Source organism: Rhodococcus sp. NPDC057529 (assembly GCF_042802055.1).
In the GTDB taxonomy this organism is placed as follows: Bacteria; Actinomycetota; Actinomycetes; order Mycobacteriales; family Mycobacteriaceae; genus Rhodococcus_F.
Genome location: NZ_JBHVEY010000002.1, coordinates 128,903 through 145,438 on the forward strand (window position 1 = coordinate 128,903; position 16,536 = coordinate 145,438).

Sequence of the window (16,536 nt, forward strand, 5' to 3'; positions counted from 1 at the left end):
GTCGACGGGCGGCTATGTAGGTGTCGCCGGATCAGTCGTGTGAGCACCTCCAGACACACCCAGCACCCGAAGTGCCAGGTCCACGATCTCGTCCTGGTGCTGCGGTCGGGCCCGCAGGTGCCGCAACCGGAACAGGCCGTTGATCAGGTCGATCGCGGCGAGCACCGTGGCCCGGGTCTCGTGTGTGTCGGTGCCGAGCAGGTGCACCCACTCGTCGAGGTACTCGCGTTGTCCCGTGCGGCTCTGAGACCGTGCCTCTTCGGGCAGATTGGTCGACTCCTCGATGAGGATGCCGATGGAGCTGTCGGGTGCCGCGACCGCCGTGGCGTACGAGTGCACCACCCGAGTGAGGGCGTCGTCGCGTGATCGCGCCCCGGCGAGTGCCTGGACCAACCCCATCCGCAGGGTCTCGTTGCCGCGGGAAAGGATCGCCTGGAGCACCTCGACCTTGCTGCCGAAGTAGGTGTAGATGCTCGAACTCGCCATTCCTGCTGCGGCGCCGATGTCGTCCATCGTCACCGACTGGTAGCCGCGCTGCCGAAACAGGGAGATTGCGGCGGTCAACAGGGTTTCCCGACGGGAGGCGTGAGCGAAGCCGGAAACGTGCACCTCCTCGGCGGGTTTCTCCTCGGTGTGCAGGATCGGTGCGTCCCGCAGCCTGTCGCACAGCGTCAGCAGCAGGCTTTCCAGGCGTTTGCGCGGCAAGCTCGTGCGGTGCCGGGCGGGACTGAGGGCGACGCTCGCCAACGCCCAGGCCAGCATGTCGGCGTCCGCCGCGGTGAGGTCGGGGCGTTCGGCGCGGAGGGCGTCTGCGATGCGTGCCACGACGGACCGGACGGCCGTCTGCACCTCGGCACGGCGTTCGGGGACGAGGTTGCGGGATTCCTGGTCGAACAGGACGGCGCGGAAGCCGTTGTCGAGGCAGTAGCGGAACAGGGCCAGGCAGTTCGAGGCCGAGTCCTCGGGATCGACGTCGTCGAGTGTGGCGGTGATCGACGAGGCGGCGTCGAGTATCGCCTGCGCAAGGAGGTCCTGCTTGTTCGGGAAATGGCGGTACAGCGCTCCCGCGGTGATTCCCACCGCGGAAGCGATGTCCTCCATGTTCACGCCGTGGTAGCCGCGTCGCCCGAACTGATCCCGGGCCACCGTGATGATCTGCGCTTTACGGTTGCGCGGCCGCCGCGTCTTCTTGGCGGTCGGCTCGACAGCAGGTGTGTCGTCCGATGTGTCGATCGTCATTGCAGCCTCGGGGTGTCAGTTCGCGGGGCGGTCAGCCAGGTCGGAGAACTGCCGGCGGAGTTCTCTCTTGAGTATCTTGCCAGCCGGCGAGACCGGCATCTGCTCCACGATCGTGACACTCCGTGGGGCCTTGTATCCGGCGATCAGTTTCTTGGTGTGAGCTCGCACGTCGTCGCAGGTCAGTGACGTTCCGGGTGTCGTCACCAGGAACGCGTGCACCCGCTCGCCGAACCGGTTGTCGGGAACACCGATCACCGCGCACTGCACCACATCGGGGTGGGCGGCGAGGGCATTCTCGACCTCGGTCGAATACACGTTCTCCCCGCCGGAGATGATCATGTCCTTGAGCCGGTCCACGACGAAGAGGTACCCGTCCTCGTCCATGTAGCCGCCGTCGCCGGTGTACAGCCAGCCGTCGCGCAGCGCAGCGGCGGTCTCCTCCGGCCGATTCCAATAGCCGGCCATGATGTTGCCGCCGCGGGCGACGATCTCGCCGACCTCGCCGCGGGCAAGTTCGACACCACGATCGTCGACGACGCGCACTTCGACGTGTCCCATCGGCCGGCCCGCCGAATTGAGGCGGCCGGCCGCGCGGTGGTCGTCGGCGCTGAGCGAGGTGAGTCCGGGGCCGGCCTCGGTCATTCCGTAACCCTGCACGAAATCGGCTCTCGGGAAGGCCCGCTGGGCTTCGCGCAGCAGGGTCTCGGAGATCGGGGACGCACCGTACTGAATCCCGGTGATGCTGGACAGATCCCGGATCTCGCGGTCGGGGTGACGCAGCAGCATCTGGATCATGGTCGGTACCAACAGCATCGAGTTGATCCGCTGCTCCTCGATCAGTCGCAGTGCCGCGGCCGGTTCGAACGACGGCAACGTCACCAGGATGCCGCCGGCGATGTTTTGGCCGTTCCAGTTGGCGAGCGCAGCGAGGTGGAACATCGGTGCGGACAGCAGTACCCGGCCACCCGCGACAGCGGTGTGGTTGGCGGCCAGCGAGCCGAGGCTCGAGGTCATCAGGTTGGCGTGCGTGAGCATGACGCCCTTGGGACGGCCGCTGGTGCCACCGGTGTAGAAGATCCCCGCCAGCGTGTCCCCGCCGACTCGCAGGTCCTCCACGGCTTCGGTGGTGGCGATCAGGTCCTCGTACCCGAGAAGCCCGTCCGGTGCCGGTCGGTCACCGCAGTGCACCACGGCCCGCAGCGACGGGAAGAATCCGCGCACCTCGTCCAACAGCGGGACGAACGTGTCGTCGACCAGCAACACCGTCGTCTGCGAGTCCTCCAGAGCGAATGCGATCTCGGCGGCGCTCCAGCGGGTGTTGAGCGGGTTGACCACGCCCCCGATCCACCAGGTGGCGAAGAAGTACTCGTGGTACCGGTCGGAATTGAGCGACAGCATGCCGACACGGTCGCCGACCCCCACGCCGAGACCGAGCAGGGCGCCCGCGAGGCGAGCGACTCTGTCTCCGGTCTCGGCGCTGGTGTGGACGCGGTCCCCGCACACGGTCATGAGTTGGTTGGGGCGTTGCTGCACCGCGCGATGCAGTGACTGAGTCAAGTACATGGGACCACTCCTGTCGGGATAGTTAGCGGCTGCCGCCGTCGCAGACCAGGCACTGGCCGCTGACGTAGTCGGTCTCGGGCAGGCACAGGGCGAACACCGCACCGGCGGCTTCGTCGGGACGACCCGCCCGGCCCAGCGGGATGGACCGCTCGGCTGCGGCGAGCAACTGCGGGTTGACGCCGACCTTGATCTCCCTGCCCTCGACGTCGATGGTGGAGTTGCCGTCGGCCGACGCCTCCGTCAGACGAGTGTTGATCAGGCCGTAGGCGACTGCGTTGACGTTGACGTCGTAGCGGCCCCACTCACGGGCAAGGGTCTTGGTCAGTCCGATGATGCCCGCTTTGGCCGCCGCGTAATTCGACTGGCCGGCGTTGCCGACCACACCGGCGTTGGACGAGATGTTGACGACCTTGCGGTGATGGTCGGTCGGGTTCGCCTTGATGTACGGCTGCGCCGCGCGCAGGATCCGGAAGGGAGCCTTCAGATGCAGATCCAGGATGGTGTCCCACTGCTCGTCGGTCATCTTCTGGATGACGTTGTCCCAGGTGAAGCCGGCATTGTTGACGATGATGTCAAGGCCGCCGAAGGTGTCGACTGCAGTGGCGACGAAGCGGTCCGCGAAGCCCTCCTCGGTGACGGAGCCGATGCACGCGACGGCCCTACCGCCGGCCGCGACGATCTCCTCGACCGTCTCCTTGGCGGGCCCCGGGTCGAGGTCGTTGACCACGACACTCGCGCCCTCGGCCGCGAACTTCACGGCGATGGCGCGGCCGATGCCGCGGCCGGATCCGGTGACGATGGCGGTCCTGTTGTCGAGCTTGCCCATGGCGGGTGTCCTTTCGATGGTGGGTGCAGTTCAGGCGGCGACGACGGCGTCACCGCGGAGGGTGACCGTTCCGTCGGCCAGGGTGACGGTGAGGTCGAGATGTGCCAGGCCGTCCTCGACCTTGGTCACGGTTCCGCTGCAGGTCGGCTTCGCGTGCAGCGGGGTGATGGCGGCGAATCGCACGCCGTAGGAGCAGATTCGTTCCTGAGGAACGTAATTGGTCAGCAAGCGGCCGAGGTAGGCCATCGACAGCATGCCGTGGGCGAACACGTCGTCCATGCCGCCGGAGCGCGCGACGTCGAGATCGATGTGCATCGGATTGTGGTCGCCGGACGCACCCGCGTAGAGCGCCAGCGTGGTGCGGCTGATGCCGTCGAGTCGCAGTTCCGGGAGGGAATCGCCTGTTTTCATTGTCACGCCTTCGGGTTTCGGACGACGAGAGTGTTGGTGAGGCGGGCGATCGGCTCGCCGTCACGGGTGACGTCGACCGTCCGGACGAGGAAGTCCAACGCACCGTTCTTCTTCGAGTACACGTCGGTGACGGTGCCGTTGTAGGCCAGCGTGTCGCCGGCGTACGCCGGCGAGTGGTACGTGAACGCCTGCTCACCGTGCAGGACGTACCGCATGTCGATCCCGAGTTCGCGGACGAGGGCGAAGGGGTCCGGCTTCTCCATGTCCAGACAGAACAGGAACGTCGGCGGCACCAGTACGTCGCGGTGCCCGGCCACCTTGGCGGCCTCGGCGTCGAAGTAGATCGGGTTGCTCTCGCCGATGGACTGCGCGAAGAAGCGCAGACGCCCGCGCTCGACGGTCACCTGGTGACCGGGAATCGCCTTGCCGATGACGGCCGGATCGAGTGCCATGTCAGCCCACCTTCCTGAAGATGCTGACCACGCAGGCGCCACCGAGTCCCAGGTTGTGCTGCAACGCGATTCGTGCGCCCTCCACCTGACGCGAGCCGGCCTGACCGCGGAGTTGCCACACGAGTTCGGCACACTGGGCCAGTCCGGTGGCGCCGAGCGGGTGCCCCTTGGAGAGCAGACCACCCGACGGGTTGGTGACCACGCGGCCGCCGTAGGTGTTGTCGCCGTCGAGGATGAACTTCTCGGCGGTGCCCTCGGGGGTCAGTCCCAGCCCCTCGTAGGTGATGAGTTCGTTGGCGGAGAAGCAGTCGTGCAGCTCGACCACCTGCACGTCCTCGGGGCCGATGCCCGCGGCCTCGTAGACCTGCGCGGCGGCCGCTGCGGTCATGTCGTAACCCACGACCTTCATCATGTCGCGGTCCTCGAACGTGCTCGGGGTGTCGGTCGTGAGGGCCTGGGCCTCGATGACCACGTCCGCGGCCAGTCCGTGCTTGCGGGCGAACTCCTCGCTGCACACCACGGCAGCGGCGGCGCCGCAGGTGGGTGGGCAGCACTGGTATCGGGTGAGGGGGCCGAAGATGTGCGGGGATTCGAGCACCTGCTCCTCGGTGAGCAGGTCGCGGAAGACAGCATTGGGATTGTTGGCCGCGTGCTTGCGGGCCTTGACCGAGATCTTGGCGAACGTCTCCGGTTTCGTGCCGTACTTCTGCATGTGGGAAACGCCTGCGCCGCCGAACAACTGGGCCGCACGCGGAGACGTCTCGTCGACGCCCTGAAGTTCCGTCATCAGGTCGTCGAATCGGAACATCGGCGCCGGGCGGTCGTCCCAGACTCGCTTGAGCGCACCGGGTTTCATCTGTTCGAACCCGACGGCCAGTGCACACTCGACGGCACCGCTCGCGACGGCCTGCCGGGCCAGGTAGAGCGCCGATGAACCGGTGGCGCAGTTGTTGTTGACGTTGAAGACCGGGATTCCGGTCAGCCCGAGCCCGTACAGCGCGGCCTGACCGGCCGTGGAGTCGCCGTACACGTATCCGGCGTACGCCTGCTCGACGAGGGAGTACTCGATGCCGGCGTCACGCAGTGCCGCGCGGGCGGCGGTCTCTCCCATGACGTTGTAGTTCTCGCTCTTGCCGGGCTTGGTGAACGGGATCATCCCGACGCCGGCGACGTGGACCTTGCGAGTCACATCTGACTCCTTTCTGATCGAATCAATATTTACTTAACACCAACCCGCGGGTTCTGTCCACCATGGTCGAGAGATCGATAGTCGCATTAAGTGCGCCTGAACGGCGACGAATGCCGGCACGTTCTGGATCTCCGGATGAGCCCTTGCGCTCGCTAACCGGATGATGATTTACTTATTGACACAGGGGTGGTGCACGTCACAGTTCGCTCCCAGTCCCCGTGTCTCCGCGCCGCACAGTCGGCGCCATTGCCCGAGAGGATCGATGAGAATGACATCGAGCAAGCAGGACGTTTCCCCTGTTGCGTCGATCGAAGTAGGAGGGGAGTCCCGCGTGCAGGCCTGGGGCCTCACCGGGATTCTGGTGCTCCTGGTCGTCGTCAACTGGGCCGACAAGGCCGTCTTCGGGCTGGTGGCCCAGCCGCTGGCCAGGGAGTTCGGGCTGACGTCCGCGCAGATCGGGCTCGTCGGCAGCGCATTCTTCCTGGCATTCACCGTCGGCGGCTTCTTCGCCGGGGTGCTGCACAAGTGGATGTCGCTGAGGTGGCTGCTACTGCTGCTGTGCCTGGCCTGGGCCGCGTCGATGGTGCCGCTGGTGGTCGTCGCGGGCTTCGCGATGCTGCTGATCACCCGGATGGCGCTGGGATTCTTCGAGGGACCGTCGGGGGCGCTGATCCATACCGGCGCCTATTCCTGGCATCCCGCGGAGAAGCGCGGGCTGCCGGGCGCTTTCCTGGCGTCCGGTGCGTCGATCGCCAAGATCCTGGTGGCCCCATTGATGGCCCTGGCTGTCGCGAACTGGGGATGGCGGTCCACATTCCTCATCCTCGCCATGGTCAGCGTGGTCTGGTCCGTGGTGTGGCTCGCGACGTGGCGGGGAGGCCCCTACGGCAAGCGGCCCGCCAAGAATGCGACCACTGCCGAGGCCGCTCTCGCAGCCGCCGGCCCCGAGGTGCCGTGGTCCAGGATCCTGCGGACACCCACGTTCCTCGGTGCCCTCGCCGCGGTCTTCACCATGTACGCTCTCGTCACCGTCGTGCTGACCTGGCTGCCGTCCTACTTCGAAGTGGGCCTGGGCTATTCGCGAGTGCAGGCCGGCACCATGTTCGGGATCCCCAGCATCGCAGGGCTGTTCTTCATGTTCCTGTGCACCTCGATCAGCGACCGGCTGCTGGTGCGCGGCGCCAGCTCCCGCGTGCTGCGCGGCATCGTGCCCGGAATCGCGCTGCTGCTGTGCGGTGCCGCTCTGATCACCATGCCGTACATCCGGACGCCCATCGTCGCGGTGCTGGTCGTCTCGATCGGCTACGGCGTGGGTACCGTCATCATCCCGCTGTTCAACGCCGCGATCTCCGAGATCTGTCCGCCGCAGCAGATGGCGGGCGTGCTGGGTGTGTTCATGGCGATGATGGCCACCGGCGGCCTCATCGCCCCATATCTCACCGGCGTCATCGTCGACAGCGCCGCCACCCCCGCCGACGGTTACGCCTCGGCCTTCCAGATCTTCGGCGTCGCCGCCGTCATCGGCGCGGTGATCGCCCTCCTCACCGTCAACTCGGTCCGGGACCGAGCCCGAATCCTCGGCTGACCCTCCTACTCATTCCCCGGCAACCCCCGAAATCACGTCTCAGAAAGAAGGAAACGTCATGCAGCGCATCGTGTTCAACCAGGAACATGAAGACTTCCGAAAAGTCATCCGTGACTTCATCGAGTCGGAGGTCACCCCGAACTTCGCCGACTGGGAGCGCGACGGTATGGTGCCGCGCGACTTCTACCGTCAGCTCGGCAAGCTGGGCGTCCTCGGGATGACCGTGCCCGAGTCGTACGGTGGGGCCGGCGAGACCAGCTTCAAGTACCAGGCGGTGCTCACCGAGGAGACGGCCCGTGCCGCAGTCAGTTTCGGTGCGTTCGGCGTGCACACCGGTCTGGTGCTGCCGTACCTGCTCGCCTACGGCACCGAGGAGCAGAAGCGGCGCTGGCTGCCCGGGTTCGTCAGCGGAGACATGATGACCGCCATCGCGATGACGGAGCCCGGGACCGGCTCGGACCTCGCCGGCATCAAGACCACCGCCCGGCTCTCGGAGGACGGCACGCACTACATCCTCAACGGTGCCAAGACCTTCATCACCGGCGGCGTTCAGGCCGACCGCGTCCTCGTCGTCTGCCGCACCTCCCCGGGCACCGAGGAGAACCGCCGCGCCGGCCTCAGCATCCTCGCCGTGGACACCGCCAGCGAGGGCTACGAGGTGGGCCGCAAGCTCGAGAAGATCGGCATGCGCGTATCCGACACCGCCGAACTGTCCTTCACCGACGTGCGGGTGCCCGTCGAGGATCTCCTCGGCGAAGAGGGCGCGGCGTTCGGCTACCTGGCCAACAACCTTCCGCAGGAACGCCTGATGATCGCGGTCACCACGACCGCCGCCGCCACCGGTGCCATCGCGTTCGCCTCCGACTACGTGCGGGACCGCAAGGTGTTCGGCAAACCCGTCGCCGACTTCCAGAACACCAAATTCGTCATCGCCGAGTGCATCGCCAAGGTGGAGGCCGCGCAGGCCATGGTGGACCGGGCGATCGAGCTGCACGAGACCGGCGACCTGAGCGTCGCCGATGCCGCCAAGGCGAAGCTGTTCTGCACCGAGAACGCCGGCGAGATCATCGACAAGTGCCTGCAGTTGCACGGCGGCTACGGCTACATGCTCGAGTACCCCATCGCCCGGCTGTACGCGGACACCCGCGTCTCGCGGATCTACGGCGGAACCAACGAGGTCATGAAGACGATCATCGCCAAGTCGGCCGGGTTCTGATAAAGGCCCGCAGGAGCTTTCGCCACCACCCCTAGGAGTATTCACGTGATCGATCCCCGGGTCCGCACCCTCGACTTCGAGACGTACCGGCAGGTGATTCGCGACTTCACCGACGACGAACTGATCCCGCGGGAGAACGAGATGGTCGCCGCCGCTGCGGTGCCGGCGGACCTCGTCCGGCGGATGGCCGAGATCGGCCTGTTCGGCATCACCCTCCCCACCAGCGTCGGCGGTCTGGGGTGGACGGTCGAGCAGCAGGTACTCCTGACGTTCGAGTTCACCCGGTCGTCGGCGGTGTATCGGTCGCGGTTCTCGACGAGCATCGGGCTGGCCTCGCAGATTCTGCTCGAATACGGCACCGACGCCCAGCGTGAGACGTACCTCCCCGCGATGGCGGCAGGGGAGTGCGTGATGGCGTTCGCGCTCACCGAGGAGCATGCCGGCAGCGACGCGTCGGCGGTGCGGAGCACCGCGACTCGGGCAGGGGGCGGCTACGTCATCGACGGGGAGAAGCGCTACATCACCAACGGTGGGTGGGCGGACGTGCTGGTGGTGTTCGCCCGCACCGAGGACGGCGGTGTCTCGTCGTTCCTGGTGGATCGGGACACTCCCGGCGTGCAGATCCGGTTGCCGGAGTTGATGAACGGTCACGCCGAGGGGCCCGTCGCCGAGGTCGGCCTGCGTGGGGTGCGAGTAGACGCAGACCGGCTGATCGGAGGGGTGGAGGGCCTGGGAATGACGCACGCCATGCGGGGCATCAACCAGGCCCGCACCCACGTCGCGGCCACCGCCGTCGGTCAGGCCACGCGCTTGCTCGCCGAGGCCGCGCGGTACGCCGGCGAGCGGGAGCAATTCGGGCAACCCCTGGCCGAGTTCGGCGCCGTCCAGGCCATGCTCGGTCGCAGCTACGCAGAGCTCGAGGCGGGACGGTCGATGATCCTGGACTGCGCCCGGGAATTCGATGCCGGCACCCCGCCGCGGCACCGCATTTCGGCGGCCAAACTCTATTGCACCGAGATGGCGTCCGTCGTGGCCGACCGGGCGGTCCAGGTGCTCGGCGGGGCCGGCATCGTGGGCGAACACCCGGTGCCGCGCATGTGGCGTGACGTGCGGGCGTTACGCATCTACGAGGGCGCCTCGCAGATCCACGAGCGCAACCTCGCCCGGGCACTGCCCACCTTGCTGTCCACCGCGCAACCCGCCGAAGCCCACTGAACATTCAGCATCACAAGATGTTCCATCGCACAGAAGCAGAGGAAGTATCCATGGCGACCACCACCGGCACCGGACCGCTCACCGGTGTCCGCATCGTCGAACTCGCCGGCATCGGTCCCGGCCCGCACGCTGCGACGTTGCTCGCCGACCTCGGCGCGGATGTAATCCGCGTCCAGCGGGCCGGGCTGCTGCCGACACCCGGGCAGCGCCGCGACCAGACCCAGCGCGGCCGCCGCGTCGTCGAGGCGAATCTCAAGGACCCTGCCGACATCGAGCTCGTCCTCGGCCTCGTCGAACGGGCAGACGTGCTCATCGAGGGCTTCCGCCCCGGTGTCGCCGAGCGCCTGGGTCTGGGACCGGACGTCGCGCTGGCGCACAATCCGCGCCTCATCTACGGCCGGATGACCGGCTGGGGACAGGAAGGACCACTCGCCCAGACGGCCGGCCACGACATCAACTACATCTCGCTGACCGGCGTGCTGCACGCGATCGGCAGGAAGGGGGAGCGCCCGGTGCCGCCGCTGAACATGGTCGGCGACTTCGGCGGCGGCTCGATGTTCCTCGTGTTCGGCATCCTCGCCGCACTGATCGAACGGCACACGTCGGGCAAGGGCCAGGTCGTCGACGCGGCCATGGTGGACGGCACCCTGGCGCTGTCGCACATGATGTGGAGCTTCCGCGGCACGGGCCGGTGGTCGGACGAGCGCGGGGTGAACATGCTCGACACCGGCGCACCGTACTACGACACCTACGAGACCGCCGACGGCCGGTACATGGCCGTCGGTGCGGTGGAACCGCAGTTCTACGCACTGCTGCTGGCGGGACTGGGTCTCGACCCGGCCGACCTGCCGGCCCAAAACGACCGGAGCGGCTGGCCGCAGGTGCAGAAACATTTCACCGAGGTGTTCCTCACCAAGACCCGCGACGAGTGGGCGGCGATCTTCGACGGCACCGACGCCTGCACCACACCGGTGCTGACCTTCGCCGAAGCGCCGCAGAACCCGCACATCGCAGCCCGCGGCTCCCTCGTCGAACTGGACGGAGTCACCCAGCACCGGCCCGCGCCGCGCTTCTCCCGCAGCGAGCCCGGTCTCCCGGACGCCCCGGCCGCCGAAGCCGTCGACGCCGCCACGCTGTGGAGATGAGATGACAGCCGGAGTTCATCCTGACGCGGAGTGGGAGACGAAGCGTCCGACAAACCCCGCTCAACCCTATTTCGCCCGTGAGGGTTCGGGGTACGAACCGATGGCGGCCGCCGTCAGCGGATGGTCGGCGGACATGGTGGCCGGTCCCGCGGCGCTGGGTTTGCTTGCTCACGTGCTCGACGGACGGTACGGGGACGACAAGTTCTTTCCCGCCCGACTGACTGCGGACCTGTTCCGTCCGGTAAGGATGTGCAGGACGGATGTGCGTTCCCGGATCATTCGGTGGGGGAACCGAATTCGACTCGTCGAATCCGAGCTGATTCAGTCGGGTGAGTCCGTGGCCAGGGCCACGGTCGTCTCCTACCGGAGATCGGCGAACGCAACGGGAGACCACTGGGTCGACCCCCGCGTCCCGCAGCCTCCCTCGCCGGCCGAACATCCCGGTGAGCGGCTGATCGGCACCAGTGGGGAGAACGCCGAGTGGGGGCCGTTGCCGCAGGGCGGACCGGCCTGGCGAACCTCCGATCGGAAACGGATCTGGACGACAGAGTGGTCGGTGATCGAAGGAGAAGCGACCACCCCGTTCGTGCGTGCGGCAATGGTCGCCGACCTGACCAACCTGGTGACCAACATGGGTACCGACGGCATCGGCTACATCAACGGTGACGTCACTCTGGCGCTGACCAGGCTGCCGGAGGGGAGCGAACTCGGGCTGGAAGCCGACAGCCACCGCGCGTGCAACGGAGTCGCGGTGGGCTCGGCAACCATGTTCGACCGCAGGGGTTCGCTGGGGATCTGCACCGTGTCCGCCATCGAGAACGGTCGCAGAACCCTGCAGCGACCCGAAGTGGCCTGTGCGCGCGTCGGCTAGATCTCCGGCTTCTGTCCGTATGAGCGCCCCGGAATCCGCGGCCACGGATAACCCTTCACAGGTCGATGGTGAGACCGTCCGATCTCGCGCGGTCGGTGCAGAGCAGCATGGTGTCTGGTTCGTCGAGGAACGTCGATTGTCTGCGGCGGTCGACATGGTCAGCGTCCGGTGAAGACGGCGTCGCGTCGCTCGATCAACGACTGGATGCCCTCGGCACCGTCGGCGGAACCGAACAGGCGGGCGACGTCGGGTCCGAGTCGGGAGATTGCGGCGTCGTCGCCGAGCCGGCGGGCGCGGTGCGCGCTGGCGAGGACGGCGTCCACTCCGAGAGGCGCCGCCTTGTCGGCGATGGTGTGCGCGATCTGGCGTGCCCGGTCGACGGGGTTGTCGGCGATCTCTTGGACGAGGCCGATGCGGTGGGCTTCGGTGGCGTCGAATTCGTCGCCGGTGAGCATCCAGCGCATGGCGTTGCCCCAGCCGGTTTCCCGGGGGAAGCGCAGGGTGGCGCCGCCGAACGGGTAGATGCCGCGGCGGACCTCGAGTTGGCTGAACCGGGTGCCGGCCGCGGTGACGCGGATGTCGGCGGCGAGCAGCAGTTCGATGCCCAGCGTCATGACCCAGCCGTGGGCTGCGGCGACGAGCGGTGTCGTCCAGTCGCCGTCCAGTCGCCAGGGGTCGCGCCCATCGGCGGGGTAGGGAGTTTCACCGGCCGCGATCGCCGGGGCGACGTCGACGAGGTCGAGTCCGCCGGTGAAGTGCTCGCCGTGGGCGAACAGGACGCCGCAGCGCAGTTCGGGGTCGGATTCGAGCAGGGCGTACGCACGTGACAGATCGCCGAGCATGGCGAGGTTGAACGCGTTGCGTTTGTGGGGTCGGTTCAAGCCGATCAGGAGGACGTGTCCATCGCGTTCGAGCGTGATCGTGTCGGGTTGAGCGGTGTCGGTCATCGGGATCCTCGAGGTGGGTCGGCGACGTTGCAGGTGAACGTGATTCGGACAGAAATCGGTGCGCACTGTAGTGCGTGGAAGGTAGCCGCCGTCACCGCGGCGAAGGCGGGATGGGATGCGAAGGTGCGTGTGCGGGCATCGACATCGTCATCGAGTCTTCCTCTCGACGTTTTCGGGGGTCAGTCGCGTTTCTTGCGGGAGACGCGCATGGTAATGCGGGCGCGTACGGCGACCGTGTCGTCGGCCGTGAGTACTTCGACCGGGACTTCCAGGTCGACCGGATCGTCACCGAATGCGGGAATCGCATCTATCGTCGCGACGGCGCGCATGTCGGTGGCCGCTTTGGCGAGGTAGTCGACGGTCATGCCCACGGGGATCCACCGGTGCGTGACCGGAACGGTGACGTCGGTCATCATGCCCGCCGCCAGTTCGGCCATGTTGCACGAAGCGATGGCATGGAATGTTCCGAGATGGTTGCGTGAGCCGCGTCGATTCGGGGCCCGCACTTCGCAGCGCGCCGGCTCGAGGATCGTGATTTCGGGATGGATGGTCCCGAAGTAGGGGGCCTTGAAGCAGACACCCGTGGTGAAGAGTTGTTTGCCGAGGGGCAACTGCCGCAGCGTATTCCACAGTCTGAGATTCGTGCTCTTCGTCGAACCGCTCGAATGTTCCTGCACCGTTGGGCTATTCACTGAGACAACCTGTTCTTTCTGTTCGGTGTGCCGAGTCGGGAACGTCGTGGCTGGACCCGTGGACGAGCCCGGGTCGAGATCCGCGAGTTCGGAGCTGCCGGACCATCTGGTGCCGCCGCACGACAGGGCGCCGGGTGGGTCGGGTACACCCTTCGATGAAGTAGGTGTGAACCCTAGTTACGTGTTTCAGGCCACCATAGTAGAATGATCGTGCTACCGCAAGGATCGTTCGCTCAACGCAAGGAGAGATGCCGATGACACCGAGTCCCCGCGATCGGCTCATCGCCGGCACGATCGCGCTCGTGCGGGAGCGCGGCGTCGCCGGCACCGGAATCACCGAACTGCTGGCCCGTAGCGACACCGCGCGGCGGTCCGTCTACCAGAACTTCCCCCGCGGGAAGGCAGAACTCATCGAGGAATCCACCCGGGTGGCCGGCCGGCTGATGAGTGCGATCATCGCCGAGTTCGCCGCGTCCGACAGCCCCGCCGACAGCCTGGTGGCGTTCATTCAGATGTGGAAGGACACACTGGAAGCCAGTGACTTCACCGCCGGATGCCCGATCGTCGCCGCCGCGCTCGGCGGCCCCGAGGCGCCGTTGGCGCCCGCCGTCGCCGCCGAGGTATTCGACAACTGGGCGGCTCTTCTCGCCGAGCAACTCGAGCGCACGGGGGCCGACGAGGCTGCCGCCCGGTCACTCGCGACCACCGCGGTGTGCGCAATCGAGGGTGCCGCCATCCTCGCCATCTCCTCGCGGTCGGTGCGCCCACTCGACCAGGTCGGCGTCCACCTCGCCGAGCTCGTGTCCCTTCATCTGGGCGGCAGTCGCCCGTAGCGGCGGCCGGGGCGCGTTCGGCCACTCCAGGCGAAACGGGTGGTCGCTGCAGATCGTGCCGGTGGGCCCAGTGCGTTAGTCACGACTTTCGGTTCGAAAGTATCCGAGGGCGAGGACGGGTAGCGCGGCTCCGGTGAGTGCGGTGATCGTCCATCCGTGGTGGGCGTAGACGAATCCCCCGAGTGCTGAGCCGACGCCGCCGCCGGCGAAGAAGATGGCCATGTACAGGCCGTTGAGGCGGGCCCGCAGTTGTGGGCCGAGGGTGTAGATCGCGCGTTGTCCGAGCACCACATTGGTCATGACGCCGAAGTCGAGCAGAATTGCTGCACCGACGAGGACCGTGAGCCCCAGGGCGGACTTGGTGGGGGCGAGGGCCGCAGCGAGCAGTGCAATCAGGACACAGAGGATGGCGATTCGCGTCCATGACCGGGTTCGGTTGCGGTCGGCCATCCTGCCTGCGATCGGTGACGCGACGGCTCCGGCGGCTCCGGCAAGGGCGAACAGTGCGACTTCGCTCTGGGAGAGCCCGAACGCGTCGCTGGTCAGCAGCAGCGGGACGGCGGTCCAAAAGAGGCTGAATGTCCCGAACAGGCAGGCGTGGTAGAGCGCGCGGCGACGCAGGACCGGGGTGTGGCGCACGAGGCAGGGTAGGGAGGCCAGCAGCGCGCCGTAACCCTCGGTGTGTTCGGGTCGCCGGGCGGGCATCGTCAATCGGATTGCGGCGGCGATCATCACGACGAGGATGGCCGACAGGACGTAGACGGCTCGCCAGGCCCACACGCTCGCAACGAGGCTCGCGGCGGGACGGGCCAGCATGATCCCGATCGTGACTCCGCCCATGACCGTGCCGATGATCCTGCCACGCTGGTGTTCGGGTGCATAGTGCGAGGTGAAGGGAACCAGCACTTGGACTGCGACCGCGGCGAGCCCGATGAGTGCGGACGTCACCAGGAAGAGGATGGGGGCCTTCACGAGGGCAGCTGCGATGAGGACCACCGTTTCGGCGGCGAGGAGGACCGTGACCAGGGTGCGGTTCTCGTATCGATCACCGAGTGGCACAACGAGGAGAAGTCCTACGCCGTAGCCGATCTGGGTGAGTGTGACGATCAGCCCAGCCGACTGTGCGGGCAGGCCGAGCGATGCACTGATCTCGCCGATCAGAGGCTGGGCGTAGTAGAGATTGGCGACCACTACTGCGCAGGCGATTGCGATCAGCACCACGAGCCAGGTCGGCATGGCCGCGCGGCTCTCGGTGGCCGGGGCGGTATCGGCTCGGGGCATCGAGGTTCCTCTCGGCAACGACAGATGTGCGCACCGTCGGAGTCATTCGTGGGATGCGGTGTGCATACCACGCGGCCCCAGGGCATGTTCAACGACGGTTAAGGTTCCGGACCGGCAGGTGGCGATCGGCCGATGTGATCGTCCGGGGTGTGGGGGACAGGCAGGCAGGTGCTACCTGAATGTGGGCAGATGGGTGCGGCCCGGACTGCTTCCGTTGACGGTTCGCATCGCTTCGAGCAGTGATTTGATGTCCGCGGTGGGGGTCGCGCTGTCGAAGACGAACCAGACTCCGCGGGCGGGGACCGTGCCCGGGTTGTAGAACAGATGCGGCCGGCTCGAGTCGAAGCAGAACGAGTCGCCGGGGCCCAGGTCGTGTTCGTCGAAGTCGAGCCGGAGCCGGAGGGTGCCTTCGAGGATGTAGGCGAATTCTGCTCCGTCGTGGCGCATCTGTTTGCCGTCGACGGAGCTGGATGCACCGACCTCGTAGGTGACGTAGAGCGGTTCGATCTCGGTGTGGCCTCCGGTGGCCAGGCGCTGCCAGGTGACCCCGTTCTCCATTTCGAGGACCGGATTGTCCGCGGCGCGCTGGATGCCGGCCGCGGCGTCACGGTCGGCCGGGAGCTCGATGTCGAGACCGCTGCGACCGGACACTATTTGGTCGAGCGAGACCTCGAGCACGGTCGCGAGACCGAAGAGCGTCTTCACCGACGGCTGGGTTTTTCCGTTCTCCACCTGCGAGAGCAGGCTCGTGGAGATGCCGAGCTGATCGGCGACCTGGCGCAGTGACAGCTTCTTGTCCAGGCGTGCCCGCTTCAAGGCCACGCCGATTTCGTCTTCCATCACTGTGCCCCGTTCTGTGTGCCTAACGTTCGGCATCCACTCTGACTTAACTCGGACGGTGGTGCAACACCGCAGTTCACCGTCTGATGTTGACAATCACACTACACGACTTGCATGATTGGAGTCACAAATTTCAGCCAGAATGAATTGCGGAGTTGGTCGGTCTGGCATCGTCGTGAACCTGCGCTACGCCGCAGGACGCAATCCATCCAATCCCTCTCCGGAAGGAAG

16 protein-coding genes are annotated in these 16,536 nt (G+C 66.8%); 6 read left to right on the forward strand and 10 right to left on the reverse strand.

What is annotated here, in order from left to right; translation table 11 throughout:
- Positions 1-12: 12 nt before the first annotated feature.
- Genes ACFU5V_RS03765 through ACFU5V_RS03790 form a run of 6 tightly spaced genes read right to left on the reverse strand, consistent with a single transcriptional unit; the run spans position 13 to position 5,680 of the window.
- The gene (locus tag ACFU5V_RS03765) at positions 13-1,239 is read right to left on the reverse strand and encodes a TetR/AcrR family transcriptional regulator (protein ID WP_378696967.1); all 1,227 of its coding nucleotides are present in this window, start codon (positions 1,237-1,239) and stop codon (positions 13-15) included.
- 15 nt (positions 1,240-1,254) lie between these two features.
- On the reverse strand, positions 1,255-2,802 hold the full coding sequence (locus tag ACFU5V_RS03770) for a long-chain fatty acid--CoA ligase (protein ID WP_378696969.1): 1,548 nt from the start codon (positions 2,800-2,802) through the stop codon (positions 1,255-1,257).
- 22 nt (positions 2,803-2,824) lie between these two features.
- Positions 2,825-3,628 carry an SDR family NAD(P)-dependent oxidoreductase gene (locus tag ACFU5V_RS03775; RefSeq protein WP_378696971.1) on the reverse strand — a complete coding sequence of 268 codons (804 nt, stop codon included), beginning with the start codon at positions 3,626-3,628 and terminating at the stop codon, positions 2,825-2,827.
- Positions 3,629-3,658: 30 nt separating this feature from the next.
- Positions 3,659-4,039, reverse strand: a complete 381-nt coding sequence (locus ACFU5V_RS03780; RefSeq protein WP_378437072.1) for a MaoC/PaaZ C-terminal domain-containing protein — start codon at positions 4,037-4,039, stop codon at positions 3,659-3,661.
- A 2-nt stretch (positions 4,040-4,041) separates the two neighbouring features.
- On the reverse strand, positions 4,042-4,491 hold the full coding sequence (locus ACFU5V_RS03785) for a MaoC family dehydratase N-terminal domain-containing protein (RefSeq protein WP_378696973.1): 450 nt from the start codon (positions 4,489-4,491) through the stop codon (positions 4,042-4,044).
- Position 4,492: 1 nt separating this feature from the next.
- Positions 4,493-5,680 (reverse strand): lipid-transfer protein, encoded by a 1,188-nt coding sequence (locus ACFU5V_RS03790; RefSeq protein ID WP_378437076.1) that lies wholly within the window; start codon positions 5,678-5,680, stop codon positions 4,493-4,495.
- Between the two features lie 331 nt (positions 5,681-6,011).
- On the opposite strand from ACFU5V_RS03790, the gene ACFU5V_RS03795 reads away from it, so the two are divergent.
- From ACFU5V_RS03795 to ACFU5V_RS03815, 5 genes are read left to right on the forward strand one after another with little or no spacing between them, the layout of a single operon-like run.
- The gene (locus ACFU5V_RS03795) at positions 6,012-7,265 is read left to right on the forward strand and encodes an MFS transporter (RefSeq protein WP_378697565.1); all 1,254 of its coding nucleotides are present in this window, start codon (positions 6,012-6,014) and stop codon (positions 7,263-7,265) included.
- A gap of 58 nt (positions 7,266-7,323) precedes the next feature.
- Complete coding sequence (locus ACFU5V_RS03800; RefSeq protein WP_378696975.1) at positions 7,324-8,481, forward strand: acyl-CoA dehydrogenase family protein; 1,158 nt, start codon at positions 7,324-7,326, stop codon at positions 8,479-8,481.
- A 45-nt stretch (positions 8,482-8,526) separates the two neighbouring features.
- On the forward strand, positions 8,527-9,696 hold the full coding sequence (locus ACFU5V_RS03805; RefSeq protein ID WP_378696977.1) for an acyl-CoA dehydrogenase family protein: 1,170 nt from the start codon (positions 8,527-8,529) through the stop codon (positions 9,694-9,696).
- Positions 9,697-9,746: 50 nt separating this feature from the next.
- Positions 9,747-10,841, forward strand: a complete 1,095-nt coding sequence (locus ACFU5V_RS03810; RefSeq protein WP_378696979.1) for a CaiB/BaiF CoA transferase family protein — start codon at positions 9,747-9,749, stop codon at positions 10,839-10,841.
- Position 10,842: 1 nt separating this feature from the next.
- Positions 10,843-11,712: an acyl-CoA thioesterase domain-containing protein gene (locus tag ACFU5V_RS03815; protein WP_378437085.1), complete on the forward strand. Its 870-nt coding sequence runs from the start codon at positions 10,843-10,845 to the stop codon at positions 11,710-11,712.
- A gap of 158 nt (positions 11,713-11,870) precedes the next feature.
- On the opposite strand, the gene ACFU5V_RS03820 is transcribed toward ACFU5V_RS03815, so the two are convergent.
- Positions 11,871-12,659, reverse strand: coding sequence for a crotonase/enoyl-CoA hydratase family protein (locus tag ACFU5V_RS03820; protein WP_378696981.1), 789 nt, complete (start codon positions 12,657-12,659; stop codon positions 11,871-11,873).
- 179 nt (positions 12,660-12,838) lie between these two features.
- Positions 12,839-13,336: a hotdog fold domain-containing protein gene (locus ACFU5V_RS03825; protein ID WP_378697567.1), complete on the reverse strand. Its 498-nt coding sequence runs from the start codon at positions 13,334-13,336 to the stop codon at positions 12,839-12,841.
- Between the two features lie 269 nt (positions 13,337-13,605).
- Between ACFU5V_RS03825 and ACFU5V_RS03830 the strand changes: the two genes are divergently transcribed.
- Entirely contained in the window at positions 13,606-14,184 is a 579-nt protein-coding gene (locus tag ACFU5V_RS03830; RefSeq protein WP_378696983.1) for a TetR/AcrR family transcriptional regulator, read from the forward strand.
- Positions 14,185-14,259: 75 nt separating this feature from the next.
- Here the strand turns inward: ACFU5V_RS03830 and ACFU5V_RS03835 are convergent, their stop codons facing one another.
- Both ACFU5V_RS03835 and ACFU5V_RS03840 read right to left on the reverse strand, forming a co-directional pair.
- Positions 14,260-15,465, reverse strand: a complete 1,206-nt coding sequence (locus ACFU5V_RS03835; protein WP_378696985.1) for an MFS transporter — start codon at positions 15,463-15,465, stop codon at positions 14,260-14,262.
- Positions 15,466-15,636: 171 nt separating this feature from the next.
- Positions 15,637-16,305: a helix-turn-helix domain-containing protein gene (locus ACFU5V_RS03840; protein WP_378696987.1), complete on the reverse strand. Its 669-nt coding sequence runs from the start codon at positions 16,303-16,305 to the stop codon at positions 15,637-15,639.
- Between the last annotated feature and the right edge of the window lie 231 nt (positions 16,306-16,536).